This window comes from Nocardia sp. NBC_01009 (genome assembly GCF_045208035.1).
In the GTDB taxonomy this organism is placed as follows: domain Bacteria; phylum Actinomycetota; class Actinomycetes; order Mycobacteriales; family Mycobacteriaceae; genus Nocardia.
The window spans coordinates 4,330,404-4,356,484 of the sequence record NZ_CP108695.1 but is presented as its reverse complement, the minus strand read 5'-3'; the positions used below and the strand labels follow the sequence as shown (position 1 = coordinate 4,356,484).

The 26,081-nt window shown below is 66.2% G+C and carries 20 protein-coding genes; 6 read left to right on the top strand and 14 right to left on the bottom strand.

What is annotated here, in order from left to right:
* Window positions 1-27: 27 nt before the first annotated feature.
* Both OHA42_RS19460 and OHA42_RS19455 read right to left on the bottom strand, forming a co-directional pair.
* The gene (locus OHA42_RS19460; RefSeq protein ID WP_328399471.1) at window positions 28-621 is read right to left on the bottom strand and encodes an ATP-dependent Clp protease proteolytic subunit; all 594 of its coding nucleotides are present in this window, start codon (window positions 619-621) and stop codon (window positions 28-30) included.
* Window positions 618-1,223 (bottom strand): ClpP family protease, encoded by a 606-nt coding sequence (locus tag OHA42_RS19455; RefSeq protein WP_406229313.1) that lies wholly within the window; start codon window positions 1,221-1,223, stop codon window positions 618-620. The genes OHA42_RS19460 and OHA42_RS19455 overlap by 4 nt, the downstream gene beginning before the upstream one ends.
* A gap of 351 nt (window positions 1,224-1,574) precedes the next feature.
* Between OHA42_RS19455 and OHA42_RS19450 the strand changes: the two genes are divergently transcribed.
* From OHA42_RS19450 to OHA42_RS19435, 4 genes are all read left to right on the top strand, one after another.
* Window positions 1,575-2,570, top strand: a complete 996-nt coding sequence (locus tag OHA42_RS19450; protein ID WP_406229312.1) for an NAD(P)/FAD-dependent oxidoreductase — start codon at window positions 1,575-1,577, stop codon at window positions 2,568-2,570.
* Window positions 2,570-3,787 (top strand): MFS transporter, encoded by a 1,218-nt coding sequence (locus OHA42_RS19445; RefSeq protein WP_406229311.1) that lies wholly within the window; start codon window positions 2,570-2,572, stop codon window positions 3,785-3,787. The genes OHA42_RS19450 and OHA42_RS19445 overlap by 1 nt, the downstream gene beginning before the upstream one ends.
* Before the next feature lie 439 nt (window positions 3,788-4,226).
* Window positions 4,227-5,600, top strand: coding sequence for an FAD-binding oxidoreductase (locus OHA42_RS19440; protein WP_406229310.1), 1,374 nt, complete (start codon window positions 4,227-4,229; stop codon window positions 5,598-5,600).
* Complete coding sequence (locus OHA42_RS19435; protein ID WP_406229309.1) at window positions 5,597-6,661, top strand: sulfite oxidase; 1,065 nt, start codon at window positions 5,597-5,599, stop codon at window positions 6,659-6,661. Before OHA42_RS19440 ends, OHA42_RS19435 begins: the two co-directional genes overlap by 4 nt.
* A gap of 445 nt (window positions 6,662-7,106) precedes the next feature.
* Here OHA42_RS19435 and OHA42_RS19430 read toward each other — a convergent pair whose 3' ends face one another.
* The gene (locus tag OHA42_RS19430; RefSeq protein ID WP_406229308.1) at window positions 7,107-7,751 is read right to left on the bottom strand and encodes a class I SAM-dependent methyltransferase; all 645 of its coding nucleotides are present in this window, start codon (window positions 7,749-7,751) and stop codon (window positions 7,107-7,109) included.
* A 274-nt stretch (window positions 7,752-8,025) separates the two neighbouring features.
* Between OHA42_RS19430 and OHA42_RS19425 the strand changes: the two genes are divergently transcribed.
* Window positions 8,026-9,336: a class I SAM-dependent methyltransferase gene (locus OHA42_RS19425; RefSeq protein WP_406229307.1), complete on the top strand. Its 1,311-nt coding sequence runs from the start codon at window positions 8,026-8,028 to the stop codon at window positions 9,334-9,336.
* A 372-nt stretch (window positions 9,337-9,708) separates the two neighbouring features.
* On the opposite strand, the gene OHA42_RS19420 is transcribed toward OHA42_RS19425, so the two are convergent.
* From OHA42_RS19420 to OHA42_RS19380, 9 genes are all read right to left on the bottom strand, one after another.
* A complete protein-coding gene (locus tag OHA42_RS19420) occupies window positions 9,709-10,965 on the bottom strand; it encodes a cytochrome P450 (RefSeq protein WP_406229306.1) in 1,257 nt (418 codons plus the stop codon).
* An 84-nt stretch (window positions 10,966-11,049) separates the two neighbouring features.
* Window positions 11,050-12,336 (bottom strand): dihydrolipoamide acetyltransferase family protein, encoded by a 1,287-nt coding sequence (locus OHA42_RS19415; RefSeq protein WP_406229305.1) that lies wholly within the window; start codon window positions 12,334-12,336, stop codon window positions 11,050-11,052.
* A gap of 18 nt (window positions 12,337-12,354) precedes the next feature.
* On the bottom strand, window positions 12,355-13,338 hold the full coding sequence (locus tag OHA42_RS19410) for an alpha-ketoacid dehydrogenase subunit beta (RefSeq protein ID WP_328412947.1): 984 nt from the start codon (window positions 13,336-13,338) through the stop codon (window positions 12,355-12,357).
* Between the two features lie 41 nt (window positions 13,339-13,379).
* Window positions 13,380-14,426, bottom strand: a complete 1,047-nt coding sequence (pdhA, locus tag OHA42_RS19405; protein WP_406229304.1) for a pyruvate dehydrogenase (acetyl-transferring) E1 component subunit alpha — start codon at window positions 14,424-14,426, stop codon at window positions 13,380-13,382.
* A gap of 11 nt (window positions 14,427-14,437) precedes the next feature.
* The gene (gene lpdA / locus OHA42_RS19400) at window positions 14,438-15,886 is read right to left on the bottom strand and encodes a dihydrolipoyl dehydrogenase (protein ID WP_406229303.1); all 1,449 of its coding nucleotides are present in this window, start codon (window positions 15,884-15,886) and stop codon (window positions 14,438-14,440) included.
* A 177-nt stretch (window positions 15,887-16,063) separates the two neighbouring features.
* Complete coding sequence (locus tag OHA42_RS19395) at window positions 16,064-17,239, bottom strand: PucR family transcriptional regulator (RefSeq protein ID WP_406229302.1); 1,176 nt, start codon at window positions 17,237-17,239, stop codon at window positions 16,064-16,066.
* 41 nt (window positions 17,240-17,280) lie between these two features.
* Complete coding sequence (locus OHA42_RS19390) at window positions 17,281-17,907, bottom strand: biliverdin-producing heme oxygenase (RefSeq protein ID WP_406239468.1); 627 nt, start codon at window positions 17,905-17,907, stop codon at window positions 17,281-17,283.
* Window positions 17,908-17,922: 15 nt separating this feature from the next.
* Complete coding sequence (locus OHA42_RS19385; protein ID WP_406229301.1) at window positions 17,923-19,065, bottom strand: polyprenyl synthetase family protein; 1,143 nt, start codon at window positions 19,063-19,065, stop codon at window positions 17,923-17,925.
* 174 nt (window positions 19,066-19,239) lie between these two features.
* The gene (locus tag OHA42_RS19380) at window positions 19,240-20,547 is read right to left on the bottom strand and encodes a cytochrome P450 (RefSeq protein WP_406229300.1); all 1,308 of its coding nucleotides are present in this window, start codon (window positions 20,545-20,547) and stop codon (window positions 19,240-19,242) included.
* 216 nt (window positions 20,548-20,763) lie between these two features.
* Here OHA42_RS19380 and OHA42_RS19375 point away from each other — a divergent pair, with 216 nt between their 5' ends.
* Window positions 20,764-20,985, top strand: coding sequence for a hypothetical protein (locus OHA42_RS19375; protein WP_328399440.1), 222 nt, complete (start codon window positions 20,764-20,766; stop codon window positions 20,983-20,985).
* 410 nt (window positions 20,986-21,395) lie between these two features.
* Here OHA42_RS19375 and OHA42_RS19370 read toward each other — a convergent pair whose 3' ends face one another.
* A complete protein-coding gene (locus OHA42_RS19370; RefSeq protein ID WP_406229299.1) occupies window positions 21,396-25,790 on the bottom strand; it encodes a type I polyketide synthase in 4,395 nt (1,464 codons plus the stop codon).
* Window positions 25,787-26,053, bottom strand: coding sequence for an acyl carrier protein (locus OHA42_RS19365; protein WP_406229298.1), 267 nt, complete (start codon window positions 26,051-26,053; stop codon window positions 25,787-25,789). Before OHA42_RS19365 ends, OHA42_RS19370 begins: the two co-directional genes overlap by 4 nt.
* Window positions 26,054-26,081 lie beyond the last annotated feature (28 nt).

Below are 26,081 nucleotides of genomic sequence, written 5' to 3'. Positions count from 1 at the left end.
GTCGCAGGGCAATTCAGCGCCGCCGAGTCAGGAGCGCGCCTCCAGCAGGCGGTCGACGAGACCGTAGTCGACGGCGGCCTGCGCGGTGAAGACTCGATCGCGGTCGGTGTCGTGCCGCAGCCGTTCCGGCGGCTGCCCGGTGTGCTTGGACAGGATGGACTCGATCTCCGCGCGCATCCGGACGAGCTCATCGGCCTGCAGGATCAGGTCGGGAATCGCGCCCTGGCCGCGCGAGGCGGGCTGGTGCAACACCACTCGGGCATGCGGCAGCATGGCGCGGCGGCCGGGCGCCCCGCCCGCCAGCAACACCGCACCGACGGCGATGGCCTGACCGACGCAGGTGGTCTGCACCGGTGCGCCGATGTGCTGCATGGTGTCGTACACCGCGAGCATCGCAGACAGGTCGCCGCCCTCGCAGTTGATGTACAGGTTGATCTCCTGCTCGGGTGCCTCCGAATCCAGATGCAGCAGCTGTGCGATCAGCGCATTCGCGACACCCGAGTCGATCGGCGTGCCGAGGTAGACGATCCGCTCGGCGAGCAGGTGCGAGTAGATGTCGGTGATCCGCTCACCGCCGCGCGGATGCTGCGCGATGACATTGGGAATCGTGTAGCTGGTCATGCCGAAATTCCGATCCGCTGACGTTGGGGCACGATCTGCCCGAACGAGTCGACAATGTGGTCGATGAAGCCGTACTCCTTGGCCTGTGTCGCGGTGAACCAGCGGTCGTGCAGCGAATCCTCGTAGATCCGATCGAAAGGCTGCCCGGTGTCCTCGGCGATGATGCCGAGCACGGTGTCCACCGTGTACCGCAGGTCTTCGGCCTGGACCTCGACGTCGACCGTGCTGCCACCGATGCCGGCCGAGCCCTGATGCATGAGCACCCTGGCGCGCGGCAAGGCGAAACGACGCCCTCTACTGCCGGAGGACAACAGGAATTGCCCTGCACTGCATGCCAATCCGAGTGCGAGCGTGGACACCTCGCACGGCACGAGCCGCATGACGTCACGGATCGCGAGCATCGCGGGCACCGAGCCGCCGGGAGAATGAATCCACAGCGAAATGCCTGCCTCCGGGTCCTCCGCGGCGAGCGTGAGCAGCTGTGTCATCAGCAACGTCCCGTTGTCGTCGTCGAGCGGACCGTCGAGCACGAGTATGCGGCGGCTGAGCAGTTGCTCGCGAGCTCGCCAGCTGAACATTCGAGTGTTGTCGTCGTGAGCCATACGTCCACCGTGCCGCACCGACAGCCCCAAAAGCGGCCCCCGCTGCTGTGAGCAGATCTGCCCACAGCAGCGACGACGAGCTCGCCCCGCGACGCAGCCATGGCATCCGGCTGGAAGGCATGACATCTCAGCGTTTTGGGCGCGGGTGCGGACGTGGATACGTTCGCCGTGCTTTCCGAAGACGCTGAGGACTTCGACGCTGCTCGATCACGGCATCGACACTCGGTTGCTCTTCCATGAGATCCAGTCACTCAATGTGTCCCGGATTTCAATCAATGTGTCCCGGATTCAGCAACAGTGTTTGTTGGTTTCGGGTGGCATCCCTGATGCTCCTGCTCGGAGGTGATCCGAATGGACGCAACAACGGATACAACGAACAGCTCAGTGTCAGAGGTGTTTTGGGACACCATCATTATCGGTGGTGGGGCTGCTGGGCTATCAGCCGGCGTCGTACTCGCGAGAGCACAGTTCGCGACCTTGGTCGTTGATGGTGGTCCGCCCCGGAACGCGTCTGCCGACCACATGCACGGGTACCTGACACGCGATGGCATGTCGCCGAGCGAGTTCATCACGGCGGGAAAAGCCGAGTTCACGGCGCACGGTGGGTCGCTCGTGCAGGCTTCGGTGGTCGACGCGCAGCGCAAGCCGGACGGCACGCTCGAGATGCGGCTGGCCGACGGGGACGTATTGCGGGCTCGGTCGGTGCTGGTCGCAACCGGGATGACCGACGATCTCCCTGACGTCCCAGGGCTATCCGAGCGATGGGCATCCGAGGTGCACCACTGCCCTCACTGCCACGGCTACGAAGTGCGGGGCAAGACGATCGTCGTGATCGGCAGCACTATGGCGGCGGTATCGACACATCTGGCAGCACTGATGCGCCGCTACAGCTCATCGGTGACATTCTGCCTCAACGGCATAGAACTCAGCGCCGCGGAGCGGCAACGCCTCACGGCATACGGCGTGCGGTTGATCGACGGATGCGTAACCCAGGTCGTGACAGGTACCGGCACCGCGACCCGAAACCTCGTCGGGATCGAACTCGACAACGGCGAAATCGTCCCGTGCGAAGCCATCTTCGTCGCTCCTCGCCCAAAACCGCATGACGCGATCTTGACCGCACTAGGTGTGGCCTCGGTCAGTGGACTTCTTGTCGTCGACGCCCGGGGTGCCACCGACATCCCCGGGGTCTGGGCAGCCGGGAACGTGGTCAACCCCCGAGCGCAGGTCATCGCCGCCGCTGGCGCGGGCTCGACTGCCGCGATCAGCATGACCGGTTGGCTGCTGGAACAAGACCTGTCCGCTGCGGTCGCTCGAGACGGGCTCGATGTTGGGGGTGTCCGCTGATGGCCACCACCGTAGAGTCGTCCCGGACCAGTCGCTCCGACAGGCTGCCCGCCGGGGTGTACCTGCTGGGTTTCAGCCTGTTCGCGATGGGCAGTGCTGAATTCCTGATGGCTGGAGTCCTGCCCGCGGTCGCCACCGATCTCGACGTCGCGCTCTCCTCAGCCGGAATGCTCATCACCGCGTTCGCGTTAGGCGTTGTCTTCGGCGGGCCGCTTTTCGCCGTGTTCAGCCTCCGCTGGCCACGTCGCACCGCCCTGGTGGCCACCCAGGTGGTCTTTGCTGTCAGCATCATCGTCGGCCTGCTGGGCAACTACCAAGTCATGCTGCTCTCCAGGGTCGTTTCCGGACTCGCCTACGCCGGCTTCTTCGCTGTGGCGTCGGTGACCGCGATCAGCTTGGTAGCCCCGGACCGAAACGCTCGCGCGTCCGGCGTCGTGGTCAGCGGCCTCAGCGTAGCCATGGTTGCCGGTGGTCCCGCCGGGACGCTGCTCAGCCACTTCACCGAATGGCGCGGAGGATTCTGGGCCGTCGTGGTCCTGACGCTCGCCGGAGCCATTGCCTGCGTAGTCGGACTCCCCGCCGGCACATCGGCCGCCGACCCGGCCACCGGGTCGAGCCTGTCGCGGGAACTCGCCACGATGCGGAAACCATCGCTGTGGGGCGTATACGGGATCACCATCCTGACGACCGCGGCGTACATGATCTCGTTCAACTATCTCGCGGCCATGCTCGCCGACATCACCGGTATCCCTGAGGTCTGGATTCCAGCCATCCTCGCGCTCTTCGGGGTGGGCGCCTTCATCGGACTTTCCATCGGTGGCAGGATCTCCGATCAGCGCCCTCACTTCGCACTGATCACCGGCGCGGTCGGCGTTGTGATTCTGTCGGTCGTCATGGTTGTCGTGATCGAGCAAATCTGGGCAGTGGCGCCCGCGGTGTTCCTGACAGGTATCGCCGCGTTCGTGCTCAACCCCGCCCTCTACGGGCGCGTATTCGCCATCGCTGCCGATGCCCCCACCATCGCGGGCGCCACAACCGTGTCGGCTTTCCAGCTGGGCATCAGCATCACACCCGTTCTAGCCGCCGCGACACTCACACACGGTGCCGCTCTCACCTCGGTGTACTTGATCGGAACCGCTCTCGCCGCAGCCGCTGTCCCGCTCATCCTCCTTGACCGAGCACGACAGGCACGATCAACGGCAACGGGCAACAGCTGACATCACCCACCACCCAAATCGCCAACCGTCCGGCGCGTGACAAGGTCGCCACAGCTTGCGTAGGCGAATTGCCCGAACGAGCTGCATGAAATACAACTAGGCCCCAGCTGGACACAGATGAGCTGGGGCCTAGCCTTGTCGCGGTCATCTGCCCACAGCAGCGCGTCGGCACATCGAACGCAAGAGGAAGCGGGCTTTCAACTCTTCGCGCCGCTCGAGTCCTATACTTAGCTACCTCCGTCACTATCGATGGACGCAAACGCGGGTCGGGAGATCGGCGAGATTCTTATTCGAAAAAGGCAACCAGCGGCGAGACCCCGGAACGCAGATAAGCGCTTCGGCCTTTCACCGAATTCCGAATCGCGACAAGCGATCTCGGCCGAATTTTCGAGCAGTGCCGAAGCTTACGCGCCATTCGCCGCACGATAGGGGAATATCGATGGGCACGACATTGCAAGAATTGCGTGAACAGGTGCGCGCACCTGTCATTACCGCCGACGATCCGGGTTACCACGAGGTACGCACGGTCCACAATGGAATGTTTGATCGCCGTCCGCTGGTCATCGTTCGACCGGAGCAGGTCGCCGACGTCATCGCGGCAGTGAACTTCGCGCGCGACGCAGGACTTGATCTCTCGATCAAGGGCGGCGGGCACAGCGCGCCCGGATTCGGTACCAACGACGGCGGCGTCGTCATCGACTTGTCACTGATGCGCTGGGTGCACGTCGACCCGAGGTTTCGCACCGCACGAGCCGGGGCCGGGGCAACCTGGGCCGACTTCAATTACGCGACACACGCCTATGGGCTTGCGACGACCGGCGGGATCGTGTCGACCACCGGCATTGCCGGGCTCACTCTCGGTGGTGGTATCGGATATCTTTCCCGCGCATATGGATTGACGATCGACAACTTGCTGTCGGCCGATGTGGTCACCGCCGACGGGCAGGCACTGACCGCGAGCCCGACCGAGAACGAAGACCTCTTCTGGGCGCTGCGCGGCGGCGGTGGCAACTTCGGCGTTGTCACGTCGTTCGAGTACCGGCTGCACCCCGTCGACGAGGTCTACGTCGGCCTGTTCTTCTACGAGCTCGAGCACGCAGGCGCGCTGCTGCGCTTTTTCCGCGACTTCATCCCCGTCGCGTCCGAAGCCTACGGCGCATTTCCCGCCTTCCAGATCGCTCCGCCGTTGGAGTTCATCCCCGCCGACCGGCACGGCGACACGCTCTGCGCCGCGATCGCGCATTGGGCCGGACCACTCGACAAGGGCGAAGAAGCGATGCAGCCGTTCCGAGACCTGGCGCCCAGAGTCGGCGAAATGGTCGGGCCGATGCCCTATCCAGCCCTGAACACCGCGTTCGACGCGATCTTCCCCAAGGGCATCCGCAGCTACTGGAAAGGCAGCTTCGTCACCGAATTGACCGACGCCGCCATCGAACAACACCTGATCTACGGCCCGAAAGTGCCCGAGGTGAGCGCGACGATGCATATGTATCCGATCAACGGCGCCTGCCACCGAGTCGCGGCAGCGGATACCGCATTCCCCTATCGCAACGCGACATTCGCGACCGTGATTCTGGCCTCCTGGCAGGATCCCGCCGACGACACGGAGCGGATTCAATGGGTTCGCGATTACTACGACGCGACCGCACCACACTCCGAGCCCGGCGGCTACATCAATTTCATGGACGACGACGACCGGTCCCGCGTACCCGAGAATTACGGCGGGAATTACCGACGGCTTGCCGAGGTCAAACGAACCTATGACCCGGACAACCTGTTCCACCTCAATCAGAACATCAGCCCGGGCACATGACCGAGCTCATCTCGCGTGCAGCGGGCGTGCGGTTCGATGAGCTCGCCCTTGCCACGCGCAACCATGGCATGCCGCTGGAAGGCATGCGCTACGACATCACGCCGATCGGCATGCACTACTTGCTGATTCATTTCGATATCCCCGAGGTCGACGCATCGACTTGGCGGTTGCGCGTCACCGGAAGCGTCGAGCGAGAACTCGAGCTGTCTGTCGAAGACATCAGATCCCGGCCCGCGACGACGACGCCGGTCACCCTGGAATGCGCCGGCAATGGACGCACCGCGATGGACCCGCGCAACGTCAGCCAGCCCTGGGGACTGGAGGCGATCGGCACCGCATTGTGGACGGGCACACCGCTGCGCGGCATCCTCGACGAGTGTGGTGTGCGCGACGGGGCGGTCGAGGTGGTCTTCACCGGCGCCGATCGCGGTTTCCAGGACAACGTCGAGCACAACTACCAGCGCTCGCTCGGCATCGGCGAATGCGGTCGACCCGAAACGCTGCTCGCGTACGAGATGAACGGCGCGGACTTACCGCCGCAGCACGGCTTTCCGCTGCGGCTGCTCGTGCCCGGGTGGTACGGCATGACGAGCGTCAAATGGCTGCGAGAGATCGAGGTCGTCGACCAGCCGTTCACCGGGTTCCAGCAAACGTCGGCCTACCGCTACCAACAGCACAATCACGATCCCGGGGAGCCCGTATCACGAATTAGAGTGCGTGCGTTGATGATTCCACCAGGAATTCCGGACTTCCAGACCAGGCGGCGCACGGTCGAAGCGAGCGCCGTCACGATTCGCGGCCGTGCGTGGTGCGGCACGGCCCCCGTGGCAGGTGTCGAGGTCGGCATCGATGGCGTGTGGCAGGAAGCTCTATTGGGTCCCGCGCCCGCCGAATTCGCCTGGCGCGGGTGGAGTTACGTGTGGGACGCCCGCCCTGGTGAGTATCTGCTGAGCTGCCGCGCCACCGATGCCGATGGCGGTATCCAGCCGACCGCATCGGTGTGGAACCTCCAGGGCATGGGAAACAATCTGATTCAGAGCGTCGCCGTCACCGTCCGCTGATCAGCGGCAAGAAAGCAGCAGCTTCTTCCGCGCCTTGCCCACCGCGTTGCGCGCGATCCCTCGACGACGTGCATCCGGCGCGGGCGTTCGCGGAATGCCAGGGGGTTTTCCACGAAGGCGGTGATCGACTCGGTGTCGGCGATGTCGCCGACAACGTAGACGACCACCCGCGGTGCACGGATCACGGCCGCGTCACGGATGGCGGGAACAGATGCGGTCGCCGAGAAGTTGCCAGTTGATGGCCGGGGGCGACGACGAGAGAGGATGACCGTGCAGGTCGAGGGGCCCGGTCGGAGCGGGCGAGGTCCACCGAGAACGACAACGAACCACCGTCCCCGGGAAAACGTGACAGTCGCCGACCGGATCCGGGCACTGCGCGACAGCCGAATCCGGATCGCGACACAACGGCGCACCTGGGCGGCTTCCACCGCGGAAGAGTTCGCCGCTAGCCGGCCGGGGGCTTGCGCCAGACCAAAAGATAGCGCCAGAAGAGCAAGCGGCGGACGTCTGCGCCGGGCAGGACCGCGGTCGCCTCGTCGCGGACTTCGCGCGTCGTCAGGGATGGGTCGAGCACGACGGGCATCTCGCCATGCGTGGGTTCTCGTGCGTACCAATCGCCTCCGCTCGTGGCCCTGGCCGTAGCAAATACCGCGGCGCATACTCGCTGCGCGGCGAATGCGGCGAGCTCGATGGGGAGTTCGCGGGCCAGGTCGGTCCTGGGCAGTGCGATCGCGGCGAGCACCCCGCCGGGGCGTAGTGCTGCCGCCATGCGGGGCAACGCTTCCGCAAGCGGCATGTGGTGCAGCGCGGCCACCGAGAAGACCGCGTCGTAACGCCCCTCGGGGACGATGTCATCGCGCAGGAAGTCGGCGCGCACGCATGTGACATTGTCGGGCACCGTGCGTTCGGCCGCCGCGATCATCTCCGGCGAGCGGTCGAGCGCATCGACGTGGTGCACCCGGGCAGCGAGCGCAGTGGCGAAAGCGCCTGCGCCGCAACCCACATCCAGCACATCCGCACACGGTGTCGGGAGGTGACGAAGCAAGGTCCGATGGTAATAGGCGTTGTGGTCCCAGGCGAATCGGCTCACCCCGGCAAGCCTAGTGTGCGTGCGAGCCGGCCCCCAGGCCGATCAGGACAGCGCCGCGCGGCGGAAACACGTTCTCGGCGACGAATGGCGATGCGCCCTACGCTGCTGCGTGCCGTTCCGGTCGTCGACATTCCGCTGAGCGGGGCGGCGGTCGCCGCTGCTCGACACCACCTGTGTAGTACTGCTCTTCGCGTCCATGAATTGACATATCTGTACGGCTCTTCTGCCGAGTCGGTGTTCACCTGAGCCCACTGCGCGGGCCATAGTGGTTCATATGGGCCACCGGGCAACAGTCGCCGACGTGTTTCGACCTTTGCTGCGCGCCGCACTCGGGCCCCGACCGGCGATCGGGTTCGAGTTCTGGGACGGAAGCGCAATCCATCCCGAGGGCGAGTATCCGGGCACGATGCGCGTGCGATCCAAGGACGCGCTCAGCCACCTGGTGTGGGCGCCGGGCGAACTCGGCCTCGGCCGCGCTTTCGTCTCCGGCACCGTCGATCTCGACGGCGACCTTTTCAAGATCCTTCGATCACTGCAATCGACGGCGCCCCGCGACGCCCGCCTCGGTCTCGACGCCGCGTGGAAAGCCATCAGCGCGGCGCGGCAACTCGGCGCGCTCGGTCGACCACCGCAACCGCCCCCCGAGGAGGCGCGGCCTCGGCGCGGGAAACTGCACACCACACGGCGCGATGCGGCGGCGATCAGCCATCACTACGACGTCGGCAACGACTTCTACCGGTTGGTGCTCGGGCCGAGCATGACCTACTCCTGCGCGCGGTTCGCCGCAGCAGGCGACGACGGTCGCTGCGGCGCGGATGCCGCGCTGTCGCTCGAAGACGCCCAGCGCGCCAAGCACGACCTGATCTGCCGCAAACTCGGTCTGGCCGAGCGGCGGGGGATGCGGCTGCTCGATGTCGGCTGCGGCTGGGGCTCCATGGCGATGCACGCGGCCTCGACGTACGGCGCGCAGGTGGTCGGTGTCACGATCAGCAAGGCGCAGGCCGATCTCGCGCGCGAGCGTGTCGCCGAGGCGGGAATGTCCGCGAGCGTCGAGATCAGACTCGCGGACTATCGCGAACTCCGTGGCGAGACATTCGATGCCATCTCCTCTATCGGCATGTTCGAGCACGTCGGAACCGAGCGCGCCGCGGAGTACTTCGACACCCTGCGCACCTTGCTTCGTCCTGAAGGACGGCTGCTCAACCACGCGATCTCCTCAGCCGGCGGGTCCACCATGCGTAGCCGCTCCTTCATCGGACGCTACGTCTTCCCGGACGGCGAACTCCTCGATGTCGGCGAGGTCGTGCTGGCCATGGAGCGCGCGGGCTTCGAAGTGCGCGATGTGGAGTCGCTGCGCGAGCACTATGCGCTGACCCTGCGCACCTGGGTGGCCAATCTGGAAGAGGCTTGGGATCAGGCGGTTTCACTGGTCGGTGCGGGACGCGCACGGGTGTGGCGGCTCTACATGGCGGCCTCGGCCCTCGGCTTCGAGGACGGCGGTCTCGGCATCCATCAGGTGCTCGCCGTAGTGCCCGATGCACAAGGACATGCCGGCATGCCGGCGACCCGACGCGCCTGGGGCTGACCCACTGCGCGAGGCGATCGTCCGACCGGTCGGTGATTCGCGTCGCCACCGCAGACCGATCGGGGTGGCTGCCGCAGACGGCAACCCGAACGAATGCCTTTGCCTTGGTGCGAGCTTCGTGCTTGCAGTACCAGACCCGACATCGAATGGTTGCCTGTGCTCCCGCGCCGGACATCGCGGCCCAGCGCAGGGTGGCCGGTGGCGCATCCTTCCTCCGGTAGGCCCAACTCCGGATGGGCGCGGTCGCGGTATCGACCAACCGTGCCACTTCGGCACCCCACGCGCTCATCCCCTCCACCAGTACGGCCGCTCCCGCCGCTTCGGGAGATTCGAAGCTCGGCCGACCGAACCACCACCGGTCGCGGTTGCGCGCTACACCTCCGGTAGCGGCGGTGCCGGCGGGAAGACGACCGGTAGCGCGGTCAATGCGCGGTGGAACGGGCCAGGGCGCCAGGTCAAGTCGGACAGCGATCCGGCTAGTCGGATCTCGGGTAGCGCGTCGAGGAGTTGGTCGATGGCGTCCTGGGCGATCATGTAGGCCATCGAGCTGGCGGGACACACGTGCGGGCCTGCGCCCCACGATAGGTGAGACCGGTTGCCGGAGTGCTGATCGACGCTGATCTCGGGATCGTTGTTGCACGCGGCCATGCTGATGACGACCGGTTGATGGGCGGGCAGCCAGATGCCGTCGATCAGGATCGGCTGTCGCGGAAAGCTGATGCAGAAGTTCGCCATCGGCGGATCGGTGAACAGCACTTCATCGAGGGCGTCCCTGGTCGAGAGGCTACCGCCGAGCACCTCGCTGCCGAATCGCTCGTCGGCGAGGATCAGCAGCAGGGTGTTGACGATCAGATTCTGCTGCGGTTCGATGCCCGCGCCGTAGAGCGTGGCCAACTGGTGCACCATCTCCGTATCGCTCAGACCGGAAGGGTGCTGCACCATCCGCGTGGTGACATCGTCGCCGGGTTCGATGCGTTTGAGCTGCGTCAGCTCCAGCAGCGCACCGACGAGCATCTTGTTGCCGCGGTCCGCGTCGACACCTTCGAAGATTGCCGCCATACCGGTCGCGGCCTGCTGTGCGATCTCGGCCGGACAGCCGAGCATGGCGTTGAGGACCGCGAAGGCGAGTGGAAACGCATACCCGCGAACCAGATCCGCGGACCCCGCCGTACAGAACGAATTGATCAGCGGGGTCGCGATCTGGGCCACGGTGTCGTGCAGCCAGTAGGGATCGACCTTGTCCAGACCCGCGGTGTTGGTTTGCCGATAGCGGATGTGCTCGTTGCCGGCATTACGCAAGGCGTTCGGCCGCCACTGCATCATCGGCAACACCGGGCAGCCGGTGGGAATGTCCTGCTGCCAGATGCGCGGGTCGGCCGGGAAATGGTCCTCGTCGTTTAAGATCCGAAGCGCCGTGTAGTACCCGACCACCAAGGTGGCGGGCACACCCGGCGCCAAATCCACCGGCACCAAAGACCCGTATCTCTTCCGCATCTCGCGATAAGCGCCATGCGGGTCTGCTGCGAACTCCGGCGAATACAGCGACGCCCGTGGGCCATCGGTATCGATCGGCGAACCGAGCTGCGCGCGACCGGAGAGGCCGGGCGTTGAGGACGGGGGCATTGTCATCGGAGGAACTCCAGGCGGTTGAACAACAAAGCTCAGTGAGCCTAGGCAGCTACCGACGGGTATGCACCGGGAATCATTCCCCGATCAGGTAACAATGCGGAGCGGATGTTCGAGTACACCTTTCAGTTGCTGGAGGAAGGTGGCGGCCGTGGCGCCGTCGACGGCACGATGGTCGGCCGACAGTGTTACTCGCAGAATCTTGCGACCGACGACCTGACCGTCGATCAGTTGCACCTCGTCCGCGGCGGCGCCGACGGCGAGAATGGCCGCCTGGGGTGGGTTGATCACGGCGGTGAATTGTTCGATGCCGAACATGCCGAGGTTGGAGATGGTGAAAGTGCCGCCGCTCATTTCGTCCGCGCGCAGCTTGCGGGCGCGGGCCCGTTCGGCCTTGTCCCGGCTCTCGGCGGCGATCTCGGAGACGCTCTTGCGGTCGGCATCCCGGATGACCGGCACGACGAGCCCGGCCGGGATCGCGACGGCCACCCCGATATGAACGCCGTTGTGCCGCAGCAGCTTGTCCCCCGCGTAGGAGACGTTCACCGACGAGTCGGCACGCAGTGTCGCGGCCACTGCCTTGACGATCAGGTCGTTGACACTGACCTTTCCGGCGCCGGCGATCCGCAGTGTCTCGTTGATGTCGGCGCGGAAGGCCAGCAGGTCGGTGACGTCGATGGCGCTGGTCAGGTAGATGTGCGGCGCCTGTTGCATGCTCTCGGTGAGGCGTTTGGCCGACACCTGCTGGACGGTAGTGAGCGGCACTTCCTCGAAATCGTCGTATCCGGCCGGAATCCCTTGTACGGGAGCCGATTCGCTCGCAGCGCCCGTGGCTGCAACAGCTGTCGCTTCGGTGCCTACGGACTCAGCGACACGCTGCGCGGCGGATTCCACATCCTGTCGAGTGATCCGACCGGCGGGGCCCGTCCCTGTCACAGCGGCCAGGTCGACGCCCAATTCGCGTGCGATCTTGCGAGCGAGTGGCGAGGACTTCGGGCGGCCACCCTGAACAGCGGTCGCCGAAGTCTCCTGTGTACGAACGACTTCGGCCGTCGTTGCTGCCGCAGCGCCGTCGGTTGCCGATTCGGTCGGCACGGGCGGAGCAGACACCGGCGGAACGGATTTCGCGACCGACCCGGTACCGTCCCCGATCAGCGCGATCGGGTTCCCGATGGAGACACGGGTTCCCGGCTCGGCCAGGATCTGTTCGAGCACCCCGTCGTCGTAGGCCTCCAACTCCATGAGGGCCTTGTCGGTCTCGATCTCGGCGAGGACGTCACCGCGGGTGACCTTGTCGCCGACCTGTTTGAGCCAGGCGACGACGACGCCCTCCTCCATCGTGTCGGAGAGCCGCGGCATGGTGATTTCTGGCATGTTGTCGTCCTCGGGTTCTCAGCGGCGGCGGCCGACGGCGGCGAGCGTTTCCAGCGCCGCCGTGTGCAGGGATTCGGCCGACGGCAGCGCCGCCTGCTCGAGCGATTTGGCATACGGCAGTGGCACTTCCGCCGCGGCAACCCGCCGGACCGGTGCGTCGAGGTAATCGAAGGCGCCGTCGGAGATGGTCGCCGCGACCTCGGCGCCGATCCCGTAGGTCAGCCAGTCGTCTTCCGCCACCACGGCACAGCCGGTCTTGCGCACCGAGGCCACGATGGTCTCGCGATCGAGCGGACGCAGACTGCGCAGATCGACAACCTCTGCGGAGATGCCGGACTCGGCCAGCCGCTCGGCGACCTGGGTGGCGATCGTCGCCATCCGCGAGTAGCCGATGAGCGTGATGTCGGCGCCCTCGCGGGTGACCGCCGCCTTGCCGATTTCGGCAGGCGGAAGATCATCCGGTACTTCACCTTTGGTGTTGTAGAGCGCAAGGTTTTCCAGAAAGAGCACCGGGTCGTCGTCCTCGATCGCGGCCCGCAGCAGAGCGCGGGCGTCGGCCGGGGTGCTCGGGGCGACCACTTTGAGACCGGGCACGAAGGCGTAGTAGAGCTCGATGTTCTGCGAATGTGTCGCGCCCAGTTGCTGACCGCCGCCGCCAGGGGTGCGGATGACCATCGGCACGCTGGTCTGCCCGCCGAACATGCCGTAGATCTTGGCGGCATGATTGACGATCTGGTCCAGCGCCAGCAGCGAGAAGTTGATCGTCATGATCTCCACGACCGGGCGCAGCCCCAGCATCGCGGCGCCGACCGCGGCGCCGACGAAACCCTCCTCGGCGATCGGAGTGTCGCGCACGCGCTTCTCGCCGAATTCGGCGAGCAGGCCCGCGGTGATCTTGTAGGAGCCTTCGAAGACGCCGATCTCCTCCCCGATCAGGAAGACGTCCTCGTCGCGTTGCATTTCCTGGCGCAGGGTTTCGCGCAGCGCTTCGCGATAGGTAATGACAGGCACGGTTGTCCTTTGCGTTTCAGAAGAGCGTGCGGTCAGAAGAGCGGATCGGCGGGCAGCCTGCGCGACTCTCCCCCCGCCACCGGCGTGGCGTAGGTGTAGTCGAACAGGGTCGACGGGTCCGGGTGCGGGCTCGCGTCAGCGAAAGCCACCGCCGCGTCGACCTCGGCCTCGACGGCCGACTCGATAGCCGCAACATCGGATTCGTCCAGAACGCCTGCGTCGATCAGTTCCCTGCGCAACCGCACCACCGGGTCGGATTCGCGGGCGGCCGCAGTGTCCTCGCCGCTGCGGTACTTCGCCGGATCGACCACCGAGTGCCCCTTGAGCCGGTAGCTCACCGTCTCCAGCAACGCCGGTTTACCCTCGCGCCGAGCAGTTTCCAGCAGGTCCCTGGCGATATCACGGACGGCGAGCACATCGGTGCCGTCGACCTGTTCCCCGCGCATCCGGTAGGCGGCGGCACGCTTGTACAGGTCGGGTTCGGCGGAGGATTTCTCGACCGTGGTGCCCATCCCCAACTGGTTGTTGATCACCACGAACACGACCGGCAGATTCCACAGCGCCGCGATATTGAGGGATTCGTGGAATGCCCCGATATTCGTTGTGCCCTCACCCATTTGGCACACCACCACGTCGTCCTCACCGCGGTAGTCGATGGCGAGTGCGGCGCCGACGGCGAGCGGAAGCTGACCACCGACGATGCCGTAGCCACCGAGCAGGCGGGTAGCGGTGTCGAACATGTGCATCGAACCGCCCCAGCCTTTGGACGTGCCAGTAGTGCGACCGTACAGTTCGGCCATCACCCGGCCGGGCTCGATGCCTTTCGCGAGGGCGTAGCCGTGTTCGCGATAGTTGGTAAACAGGTAGTCGGTGGGCCGCATTGCCGCGCCGAGACCGACGACGGTGGCTTCCTCACCGAGATTGAGATGGCAGTAGCCGCCGATCTTGGCCTGGGAGTAGCCCTGGGCGGCGCGTTCTTCGAAGCGCCGGATGAACATCATGTCGCGCAGGTAACCGCGCAGGGTGTCGGGCTCCTCGACGGCGAAGGCGTTGGGAGCGCGGTCGATTGTTTCGGTCACGGTGATCCTCCTCAGCGCTGCCGCGGCGCGATGTGCACGGGCAGGCCCAGCGCGGTCAGCGCGGCCTCCATCCCGATCTCGCCGAGGGTGGGGTGGGCATGGATGGTGTCGGCAAGTTCGTCGAGCGTCGCCTCGAGACTGATCGCGAGAGCACCCTCGGTGATCAGATCGCTGGCCGACGGTCCGATGATGTGGACGCCGAGCACTTCCTGATACTGCTTTCCGGCAATGATTTTGACGAAGCCTTCGGTGTCGCCGAAGGTCTTGGCGCGACCCAGCGCCGCGAAGGGGAACCGCGCGGTGACGATCTCGTGTCCGGCCGCGCGCGCCGCGGCCTCCGTCAGGCCGACACTGGCGATCTCGGGGTGGGTGAACGTCGCGGCGGGGATGGCGGTGTAGTCGATGTGGCTGTCGTGTCCGGCAATGACATCGGCCGCGGTGAGGCCCTGGTGCGAGGCGACGTGCGCGAGCAACGCCCGGCCGGTGACGTCGCCGATCGCGTAGACGTGCTCGACGCCGGTGCGCAACCGATCGTCCACCGGAATGAATCCTCTTTCGTCGGTGGCAATTCCGGCGCGGTCGAGTCCGAGGTCGGCAGTGTTGGGGCGACGGCCGACACCGACGAGCACGACATCGGCGTCGAGTTCACGCGCGTGCTTGCCTGTCACCGTGACCCGCAGCGCCTCGCCCTGCGCGATCGAGGCGACCGTTGTTCCGGTCAGCACCGAGATGCCGTGCTTCGTGAAGGACCGGCCCAGGGCAGCGCCGATGTCGCTGTCTTCGGCGGGAACCAGGCGGTCCTGCATCTCCACGATGGTGACGTCGCTGCCGAAAGTGGCGAACAGGCTTGCCCATTCGGCGCCGACGGCGCTGCCGCCGACGATCACCAGCCGGTCCGGAACGGTCGTCAGACCGAACGCGCCGTCGGAGGTGATCACCCCGGGCAGGTCGGCTCCTGGCACGGGCAGGCGCGCGGGCACCGATCCGGTGGCGACGATGATGTCGCGTGCGGTGAGCTGCCGGATCGCCGCGGTGGGCGCGGCCGCGTAGCGCGGGCCGTCGGGACCGATCGGGGACGGACCGACCTCGTGCACGTCGACGGTGGTCGGTCCGGTGAAACGAGCGTGTCCCTCGATGACGGTGACACCGTTGGCCGCGAGCAGACCGGCGACCCCGTCGGTGAGCTCCTTGACGATGCCGTCCTTGCGCTGGCGCACGGCAGGGAAGTCGAACCGCACGTTGTCGGCGTACACGCCGTAATCTGCTGCGTCCTTGACTGTTTGGAACACCTCGGCCGATCGCAGCATTGCCTTCGTCGGAATGCAGCCCCAGTTCAGGCACACTCCCCCTGGTCGCTCCTTCTCCACCAGGCCCACCGACAGGCCACGCTGGGCCGCACGGATGGCGGCGACATAGCCGCCGGGCCCGCCTCCGATCACCAGCAGGTCGAACTCCGGCACTCGTGGTGCTCCTCAATCTCGAATGATTCGACTACACCGAGGTTGTGGCATAGGTCGTTTCGATCGAGTCTTGCCGGACCGGAATGCACATACAATGCCTTCGAAGCCCAGCAATCGGGCCGCGAAAATGGGCGCTGCGCCCAATCCGCCTGCTCTCGGATCGGTGTGTAGGCGGGGTCAGTCGGTGCGGCCTGTCAGCTCGAGCGCCGACAATGCGAGCGAAAGCTCGAGATAGGCGCGCTGTCCGTCGACCGGGCGACCGATCAGGCCGGAGATGCGCTGCAGGCGGTTGAGCACGGTGTTGCGGTGGCAGTGCAGGCGGATCGATGCATTGGCCGCCGAACAGTTTTCGGCCAGCCAGGCCGCGAGGGTCTGCAGCAGCACGTCGCGTTCTCGCGGCGGCAACTCCAGCACCGGGCCGAGCGTGCGAGCGACCAGCAGTCCGGTCAGATCCGGGGAGTTCACCAGCAGGGCCTCGGGATAGCGCTCCTCGAGCGATACCAACTCGACCGCACCCTTGGGCAGCGTGTCCATGGCGATTCGAGCCAGCGCGTGGCCGCTGTCCACCTGGGCAAGCCCGGGCACCGCAGGCGACGACGCGGCCCGACCGCGGACGAGGGGACGCAACGGGTCGAGCACGGCGGCGATGTCCCGCTGTTCCAGCGACACCAGCCCGATCATGCTGTCGACACGGGTGTGCCACACCGAGCGGATGCCCAGTGCCGCCAGGACGGCCTCGGGCCCGAGCAGCGCGGGCCGGCCGTCTGCCCTTACATCCGCTGCCAGCACCAGATAAGCGCCGTGCACGGGCAGCTCGAGCTCACGGGCGGCCCGCGCGGCGAACGTGGCATCCTGGGCGCGCCCGGCCAGCAGATCCTCGATCAGCGCGTGCCTGCGTCGCTCGTCCCTGCGCACCTGCTCGAGCTCGGTGTTCCGATACGACGTGGACAACGCCGAGGACAACCCGTCGATCACCGTCCACATGGCGGTGCCGGCTTCGCGGATCTCGTGCGGCTGCGAGCCGGCGCTTTCGGCGTTGTCCAGCAACGCTTCCCACACGATCCGTCCGCCGAGCCGGAAGGTTCGCAGCATCGCTTCCAGCGGCACACCCTGTTCGGCGCGATGCCTGCCGATCGAGGCGGCGACGTCGTCGCGTTCGGGATCGGTCGCGGCACCGCTGAGCAGTTCCAGGATGCGCGTCAAGTAGCGGCGGCAACCGTCACGCAGGTCCGCGCGCGGCACCGAGGTGTAGTCGGTCCATTCCGGGTTGTCGGTGAAGATCGCCGCCAGCAGGCGACGGGTGAGCACCGGAATGTCGGCGATGCATTCCGCGGCGAGCTTCCGTGTGCCCACCGTGGATAAAGCGGATCGAGGCGCTCCCATATCGATCGACGCTACTCACCGGGCATCGATTCTTCGCGATCCGCCCGCGACAGCGCGGCCAGCGTGTCAGCTATCGCCCGGTAGCCCTTGTCCGCTGCACCCAGCACCGCCTGCTGCACAGGTGCATCGATGACGGCGTCGTTCATCCGTGCGGCGAAAGCGGCCCAGCGTTGCCGGTCGCCGCTGTTGTAGTAGGCGAGGCCGCGACCGTCCGCCAATCCGAACGTCGCCCGGACATGTGCGGTCAGCTCCAATCCGCCCATCGTGGACCCTTCCATCACATACAGGAACCCGAGCGCCGCGGCGGGAGCCGCGGTGATCCGGTCGGAGATCAGCGCCGCGAACTGTGCTGCCACGGTGACGGCCGTGACGTCGTCGGACACGGCATCGAAGAACTTCAAATCCTGTTCCAGCAGCGGCACTTTGGCAAGATCGGAGCGCCACACCGCGGTCACTGTCGGGTCATCGCAGCCGGCCAGCCCGGTCTCCAGGGCGCCGAGGATGATTCGGTAAGCCCGCAACTGGCCGACATAGCGGCCCAGCGGCAATGTTCTGCTCAGGAGTTCGAGGTTGAAGGGTGTCGCCTCCAGCGCGTTGTGCCAGGCCCGGGTTTCGGCACGTAGCCGTTGCATGATCATGGTTGCCACGTCGCGCTACTCGTTCGAGTACTGGGCACGAACGGCGTCGTGCAACCGCTCCATGACATGGCCCTTGCGATCGATCGTCATGTCGAAATACGTTGCGCTGTCGGTCGATCGGCACAGTTGATGAATGCGGCTCTTGGCCTTTTCCTTGAGGTCGACCGCCTGCGCTGCGAGCTCGACCAGCGTCGCACCGAACCCGGGGTGGCCGAGGGTGAAGGTCTTCAACCGCTCGCCGACCATGTCGGCGCCGCGCTCGGAGAGCGCGGGTTCGGCGCCGAGCAGTTCTAGGCACACCCGGTTGGTCAGCCCGTCGAAGTCCTCGTGGGTGTTGGCACCGCCGAACTCGGGCACGAAATCGGTGAGGTCGTTGAAGATCTGGCTTGCCAAGCCCAACTGCCGCATGGCGTCGTCGAGCACGGTCTGTTCCTCCTCCGGCACCCGCAGCGCGGTCGCGGCCGCGTTGAGCGGCATCCGGAACAGGGTCGAGGTCTTCAACGTCGCGACCGACTCCCAGAACTTCACCCGATCGCTCACCTGCGCCGCGACGATCTCGCGCCGGACCTCGGCCAGCCGGGTGGACATGTCTATCGACTGACCGATGAAGCCGTTCTCGACGGCCTGCACGAGGTAGCCGACGACGGCAGGGGTTTGCGTGTGACGCAGCGCCGCGAGCACCATCCAGGCTCCGGTGTTGAGGGCGAGCGGCACTCCGTGGGTGGCATGCAACGCGGGCTCACCGTAGCGCACCGCACTGCCGTCCTCGATATCGTCCAGGACGACCGCGGCCTTCAAAAGAATTCGAACCGCCACCGCTACCCGGCGGATGACCGCCAGATCGGCGGCCGCCTCGCCGGTACTCGCGAAACCCCGGTAGTTGCGGAAGACCCAGTACACGATCGACGGCCGAAAGCCCGGACCGCCTGCCGGGCGCAGGGCCTCCTGCCCCACCTTCGACCCCAGTGCGTCGGTGATCGGGTCGTGGAATGCCTGCCGCAGCGCGGTGTCCAGTTCCCGTGGCCCGTAGGCAGCGCCTGCCACCTTCGATGCCGAGACCGTCAGTTCGGCCAGAAACACCCGGAGATCGGTCTCCAGCAGTTCCGAGTCGCCGCGCACGAAGGCGCCCACCTGCGTGTCATTGTCGACGGCTGTCATCTCTGGCCTCCTATCGTCCGGACCGGCCCGGAGCCCCGGGGCGGTCCGACTCCGGCCCCAGTCCATCTGTGGAGGCCGTGCACCATGGAGGAGTTTATGGACGATGCAAACTGGACGGTTTCCCAATTGCGGGGAGAGTTTTGTCCGCTTCGCCCGATCAGCAATACCGCTCGGTCAGCGCGCCACGGTGCGCAATCGCAGCGTTCGCGGCGCGAGCACAAACCTGGGTGCGGCCACGGTTCGCCTGTCGGAGACCGCTTCGAAGCGCCAGCGCGCGGCGAGAGTGGCCAGGGCAAGAGTTGTTTCGGCCATGGCGAAGCTCTCGCCGATGCACTTGCGGGCACCGACGCCGAACGGGACGAGCGCGCCGCGGGCCAGCCGCTCGTCGTGCCGGTCGGGGTCGAAACGCCCCGGCTCGGAGTGCAGGTCGCCGCGGTGATGGATGAGGTAGGGGCTGCAGACAACCGTGGCGCCCGCCGGAATCCGGTGTCCGCCCAGCTCGGTGGCCGCCGTGGTGACACGGGTGAGAAACCACAAGGGCGGGTACAGCCGCAGGGTCTCCATGACGACCCGGCCGGTGAGCTCGAGTGCGGGCAGATCGGCCAGGGTGGCGGTGTGACCCGACAGCACCGCATCGGCCTCCTGATGCACGCGGTCCGCGACGTCCGGATGATCCGTCAACAGGTGCAATGCCCAGGCCAACGCGACCGCGGTGGTGTCGACCGAGGCTGCGAAGAACGTCACCACCTGGTCGGCCAGCTCCGCCTCCGACAGCCCGGCACCGTGCTCGTCGCGCGCTGCCATGAGGACCGAGAGGATGGCGCCGCGGTCGGCGACCCGATCATCGGCGACGATTTCCTCGCCGAGGCCGCGCAGGCGCGTCACGGCCTGGTCGTAGCGGCGTTTGCCCGGTGTGGGAATCCGGTCCAGCAGTGGCGGGAGCAGAACACGCCGATACACCCCCGACATAAAGGTGTCGAGATCGCTGGTCACCTGGGCGAGGCGGTCCGCCGGTATTTCGGTGGCGAACATTGTCGCGCAGCTGATCCGCGTGGTGATCGCATACATGGCCGCGAGCGCATCGACGATCCCGCCGTCTTGCCAGGTCTCGGTCACCGCCGTGACCTGTTCGGCCATCACCGCCGCGTAGCCGGGCAGCAGGTCTCGCCCGAAGGTGGGCTGCACCAGCCGCCGCTGGCGGCGATGGTCGGCATGACTGCACGTGACCAAGCCATTGCCGGCGATCTCCCTGGCACGCTCGGCGAGCACGCCGCCTTTGTCATAGATCCGGTCGTCGACAAGGACCTGCTTGGTCAACTCGGGGTCGCAGACCACGAACGCCTGCCACCGCCCCATCCCGATCGGGACGATATCGCCGTATGCGGGCAGTTCGGACAGCGCTCGCAGTGGATCGGTCACCAGGCGGATGGTGCTGCCGAACAGCCGAAATCGCCCCGGCGCGGACGTGGTCGTGGTGGTCACCGGACCGACAGTAGACGGGCGCTGGCAACTACGCAGCGTCGAGAACTCGGTTCGGACAGCGGCGTGGACTACCCCTTCGACGAGCACGGGCATCGCACGGGGTGCCATTGACTACGGGCGGGCCCGAGGCAATCATGAACCATGGGAAACGACCGGGTGTACAGCAGTAGAACTACCGAACACCTTGCGGCGCAGGCTGATTGATACGGATAGCAGATGCTCGACGAGTCCGACATAGAACAGGCCCGCGTGTTCTATGACCTGCTCACCCATGAGGCCGCAACCCTGACCAGCACGATCGAAACATTGACGACCCGTCGCGGAGTTCTCCGATCGACCGCCGAGGCGCAGCTGTTCGGTAGAGAGTTGGACGAGGTTCGCAGGTGCTTGGACCAACTCCGAGCCAGATTCCCGGAGGTCGGCGACCGGACCGACTAACCGCAGGGGCACCGAGCCGGGCTACCCGACCGGTTCGGTGTTACCACTGCACCACGTGATCAGTATCGATCGTCCCGCTGCGGCCAATGGCCGCCCTGACGCTGCGCAACTCGCCCACGCGGACGGCGGCGTTCATCGGGCTCCTCGTCCCAATTATCTTGTTCGCGACGACTTTTCGGATCCCAGTTCATTGCCGTAGCCACCACGACCAGCAGCACAGCGACCAGCAACACAACGAGAACGACTACGAAGAGTCCCCCGTCCAACACAGATTCCCGCTTCCCTCGATTCGACAATGCCCACCCGGCATCGTTGCGCGGATGGCTTACTCGCACAGATCTTTTCACGACCGTCGGCATGGTCCTCACCTGCGCTGAGAAAAGTGCTCGGTACGCGGCAGCGGGCGTCGTCTATTGCTGCGCGAGCAAGCCGAGTTCCTCGGTGAGGATCTTGACGGTGTCGCGAATCTGGTCCTCGGTATGGCAGGCCGTGACGAAGAACCGAAGGCGCGCGAGGTCTTCCGGAACAGCTGGATAGATGATCGGGTTGACGTTGATGCCGCGGATCAGCAAAGCATTGGACAGTTTCAGCGTCTTCAGCGAGTCACCGACGATGCACGGGATGACCGGGGTGTCGTTGCTGTCACCGGTGTTGATGCCGGCGTCACGGGCCAGGCGCAGGAAAAGTCGCGAGTTGTGCCGCAGGCGTTCGAGCGGCTCGCGGTCGGCCCGCAGTTGTCGCATCGCCGCCAGCGAGGCGGCCGCGTTCATCGGTGTCATGCCGACGCTGTAGACGAATCCGGGCGTCGTGTATTTCAGGTAGCGGATCAGCTCCGCGCTGCCCGCCACGTAGCCACCACATCCGGCGAGCGCCTTCGACATGGTGCCGGACCACAATTCGACGTCGCGCCGATCGACATCGAAGTATTCGCCGATCCCGCCGCCGTGCGCGCCGAGCACGCCGATGCTGTGCGCCTCGTCGATCATCAACAGCGCCTTGTGCTTTTTCTTGAGATCGATGATCGCGGGCAGATCGGGGATGTCGCCGTCCTGGCTGTAGACGCCCTCGATGAGGATGAGGACGCGACGGTACTGGTGGCGAATGTCGTTCAGTAGCGCATCGAGTGCGGCGTGGTCGTTGTGCGGGAACGGCCGCCGGGTCGCGCCCGAGAGTTTGCAGCCCTGCAGGATGCTGTCGTGCGCGAGGCTGTCGTGGATCACGAGGTCTTCCGGCCCGACGATATGGCCGATGATCGTGACGTTCGTGGAGTGGCCGCCGACGAGTGCGATCGCATCCTCGGTACCGAGCAGCGCGGCGAGTTCGGCCTCCAGCTCGCGGTGCACCGGCTTCTCACCGGAGAGCACGCGGCTGGCCGAGACCGAGCTGCCGTAGCGGGCGACCGCGTCCTGAACGGCCTCGACGACCGCCGGATGGCCGGACATACCCAGATAGTTGTAGCTGGAGAAGTTGACCACCTGCGCGCCGCCGATGATCGAGGTGTCCCTGGTGACTCCATCGTTGATCAGGAAGTACGGGTTGGACAGGCCGAGCGCCTCGGCGCCGGAAAGCCGATCGGCGATGGCCTTCACCTCGGCGAACTCGCAGATCAGGTACTCCGGAGCAACGGCGGTGGGCCGGGATTCGGGTGCGACACCGGGACCGTCTGCGGCGGCGATAGTCGACGCCGGTACTGCGGCATGGACAGCAACCGATGCGACATCAGGGGAAGACGGACCGGCGAACTGACCGGTGGCGTAGGTAATGACGTCACCCATGGTCGTCGCCGCCGTGAACCAGGTCGGGTCGATGGTGAGTCCAGGAAGTTTGCGGATGAGTCCGGCGAACAGGTCGGTCAGCATGAGGGAGTCGAATCCGAGTCCGTCACTGAGGGTTTGGGCTTCACGGAGCCGGTCGGCAGGGAATCCGCTGACCCTGGCCAGTTCTGCACGCACGATAGCGGCGACGGCGTCCGGGACGTGGGCGGTGGGCGCGGTGTTGGACCGTTCGGCAACAGCCTGCGGCGCGCGCGCTTCGGTTGGTGCCGCAACCATGCTTGCCAATACGGCGTTCTGCTCACGGAAGAGTGCGATCAGTTGGTCCATCGTATTGTCCTCACGATGTGCGAAAGCTATTGGGAGAGTGTTTATTTCGGCATGCTGCGCGGTCGATGATCCGAGCGGGTCCGCGGCCGCCGGGCTGAAGGCGGGCGGCTCGACCCAGAACCGATGCTCGGTTGCGAATTCGTACACCGGCAGGCGATGGCGGACACGCTGCGCCGGTTCGTAGAGTTCGTCCCAGGCGGGGTCCACACCATCGCGATACAGCGCGGCGACGACCTCGGCGAGTTCGCTGCCGGTCGCGCCGGGACCCGGACTCGGTGCCAGGCAGCGCGCAATCAGGTCGGGCCGGATTCGGCCGACGAGCGGAACCAGGACTCGACGCGGACCGATCTCGACGACATGCGTGGGCTCGGTGCCAAGTGCGGCTTCGATTGCGGCGCCGAAAAGCACAGTGGCACGGACGTGTTCGGTCCAGTACGCGGCGTCCATCGCCTCGTCCGCAGCGAGTAGGCGGCCGCGCACGGTCGAGTAGACCGGGACCCCAGGTGCACGGAAAGTGCAGGCGCGCGCGATGGCTTCGAATTCGGCCAGCATCGGATCCATCAGCGGGCTGTGGAACGCGTGGGACACCGTGAGCGTCTTCGTGGTCACCGCCCGCGCGTCCAGCGCTGCCCCGATGCGCGTGATCGCCTCCGCGGCACCGGAAATCACTACGTCCTCTCCTCCGTTGACAGCGGCGAGCGTGACCATCTGTTCGTCGGCGAGCACATCCGCAATCTGCGCCGCGGCAGTTCGCGCGGCGAGCATCATGCCGCCCGGCGGCAACTGTTGCATCAGTCGGCCACGCGCGACGACAAGACGGCACGCGTCCTCGAGGTCGAACACCCCAGCCACCGCCGCGGCCGCGAATTCACCGATGCTGTGACCGATCACCCACGCGGGCCGAATGCCTGCATCGGCGAGCGACTTGGCCAGTGCGTATTCCATCGCAAAGATCGCTGGCTGCGCGAGTTCGGTGCGGTCGATGTCGGCGCTCGCGTCGAGCAGCAGATCCCGCACCGAGCGGCCGAGCCGAGCGGTCATGGCGTCATCGACCAGTGCCAGGGCACGCCGGAACGAGGGGCTCGCCGCGTGCAGCGCCCCCGCCATTCCGGCGAATTGCGATCCTTGTCCGGTGAACATCCAGCCGGCCGCGATCGGTTGCGCAACACCGGATTCCGCACCTGACCGCAGGCGGGCAATCGCCTCGTCGCGGTCGTTCGCGACGATCGCGAGCCGGCTGCGACCCGACGACTTGACCTGATTGCTCGTCCAGCACAGCTGCGCGAACCGATCCTCCGGCACCGACCCCAACGTTTCGGCCAGCCGAAGTGCGTTGCGCCGCAGCCCCTCCTCGTTGTCCGACGACAGCGTCAGCACCGCGCGCCCCGAAGCCGCTGCTGTCCGGCCGGGCACGCCGTCCCCTGACCGCGCCTCGGACGTGGGCGCACTCGCCAGCACCATGTGCGCGTTCGTGCCGCCGATGCCGAAACTACTGACGCCGCCGTGCGCAGACCCGTCCAGCGACATCGGTTCGGCGAGCAGGCGCAGACCGTGCTCCGCCATCCGCAGCCGCGGGTTCTCCTGGTCGGCGAACCGCGACGGCGGAACGACACCATGGTGCAGGCTGAGCGCGACCTTGATGATGCCCGCGACCCCAGCAGCACCCTCGGTGTGGCCGAGATTGCCTTTGATGGAACCGATTCCGCAGGGTCGCGGGCGGCCGTTCGCATGCAGCTTGCCGAGCGCCTTGACCTCGATCATGTCGCCGAGCACCGTTCCGGTGCCGTGCGCCTCGATGAAGTCCACGTCCTCGGGCCGGACTCCAGCCCGCTGATACGCCTCACCGATCACCTGCTGCTGCGCCCACCGGTTCGGGGCGGTGATGCCGTTGCTTCGCCCGTCGGAGTTGACCGCGCTGCCTTTGATCACAGCATAGATCGGCAGGCCCGCGGCCTGCGCGTCGGAGAGGCGACGCAGCACCAGCACCGCGACCCCCTCGCCGCGCACGATCCCGTCGGCGTTGCCGCTGAACGGTTTACACCGGGCATCCGGAGCGGAGAGACCGGCTTGGGTGTAGAACACTCCGACGGCCGGGGTCAACACGAGGTTCACCCCACCCGCGATCGCCTGGTCGCATTCACCGGAAGCCAGGGCGGCACAGGCGAGATGGACCGCGACCAGGGAGGACGAGCAGGCCGTGTCGACCGCGATGCTCGGACCCTTCAGATCGAACTGGTAGGACAGCCGGTTGGCGGTCATGAAGTATCCGTTGCCCGATCCGTGCTGCGGCGTGATCGCGCGGTAGTCGCTCATCTGCAGGTTGGCCCATTCATTGGCCATGACGCCCACGAAAACCCCTGTCCGAGAACCGGACTGGGTGCGCGGATCGAGTGTGGCATCCTCGAATGCGCGCCAGGTGGCCTGCAGCAGCAATCGCTGCTGCGGATCCATCGCCTCGGCCTCACGCGGCGTGATGCCGAAGAAGTCGTGGTCGAACGCGTCCGCGTCGTCGATGAATCCGCCGCTACGGGTGTTGATCGTGCCCGGCGCTCCGGCCGGGTCGTGGAAGTCCTCGGCGTTCCAGCGACTTGCCGGAACCTCCGAAATCACCTCACGCCCTTCGATCAGCAACTGCCACAATGCCGCTGGATCGGCTGCTTGCGGGAACCGGCAGTCGAGACCGACGATGGCGATATCGTTCATGCGGCGACGCTGAACTCGGCGGCGATATACCCGGCGATATCGGCGATGGTGGGGTAATCGAATACCAGGGTCGGGTCGACGTCCAATGACCACCGGTCCTCGATCTCGCCGCACAGGGTCACGGCCGATACGGAGTCCATGCCGAGCTCAGCGAGCGGAACCTTCGGATCCACCTGGTGCGGTGCGCGTTCGGTGTAGTCGGCAATGCGCTCCACGAGCCAACCCTGGATCGTCGACGGGTGGGTGACGGTTGTGCTGAACATATTTCGGCTCCTCGGCGCGACAAGTCGA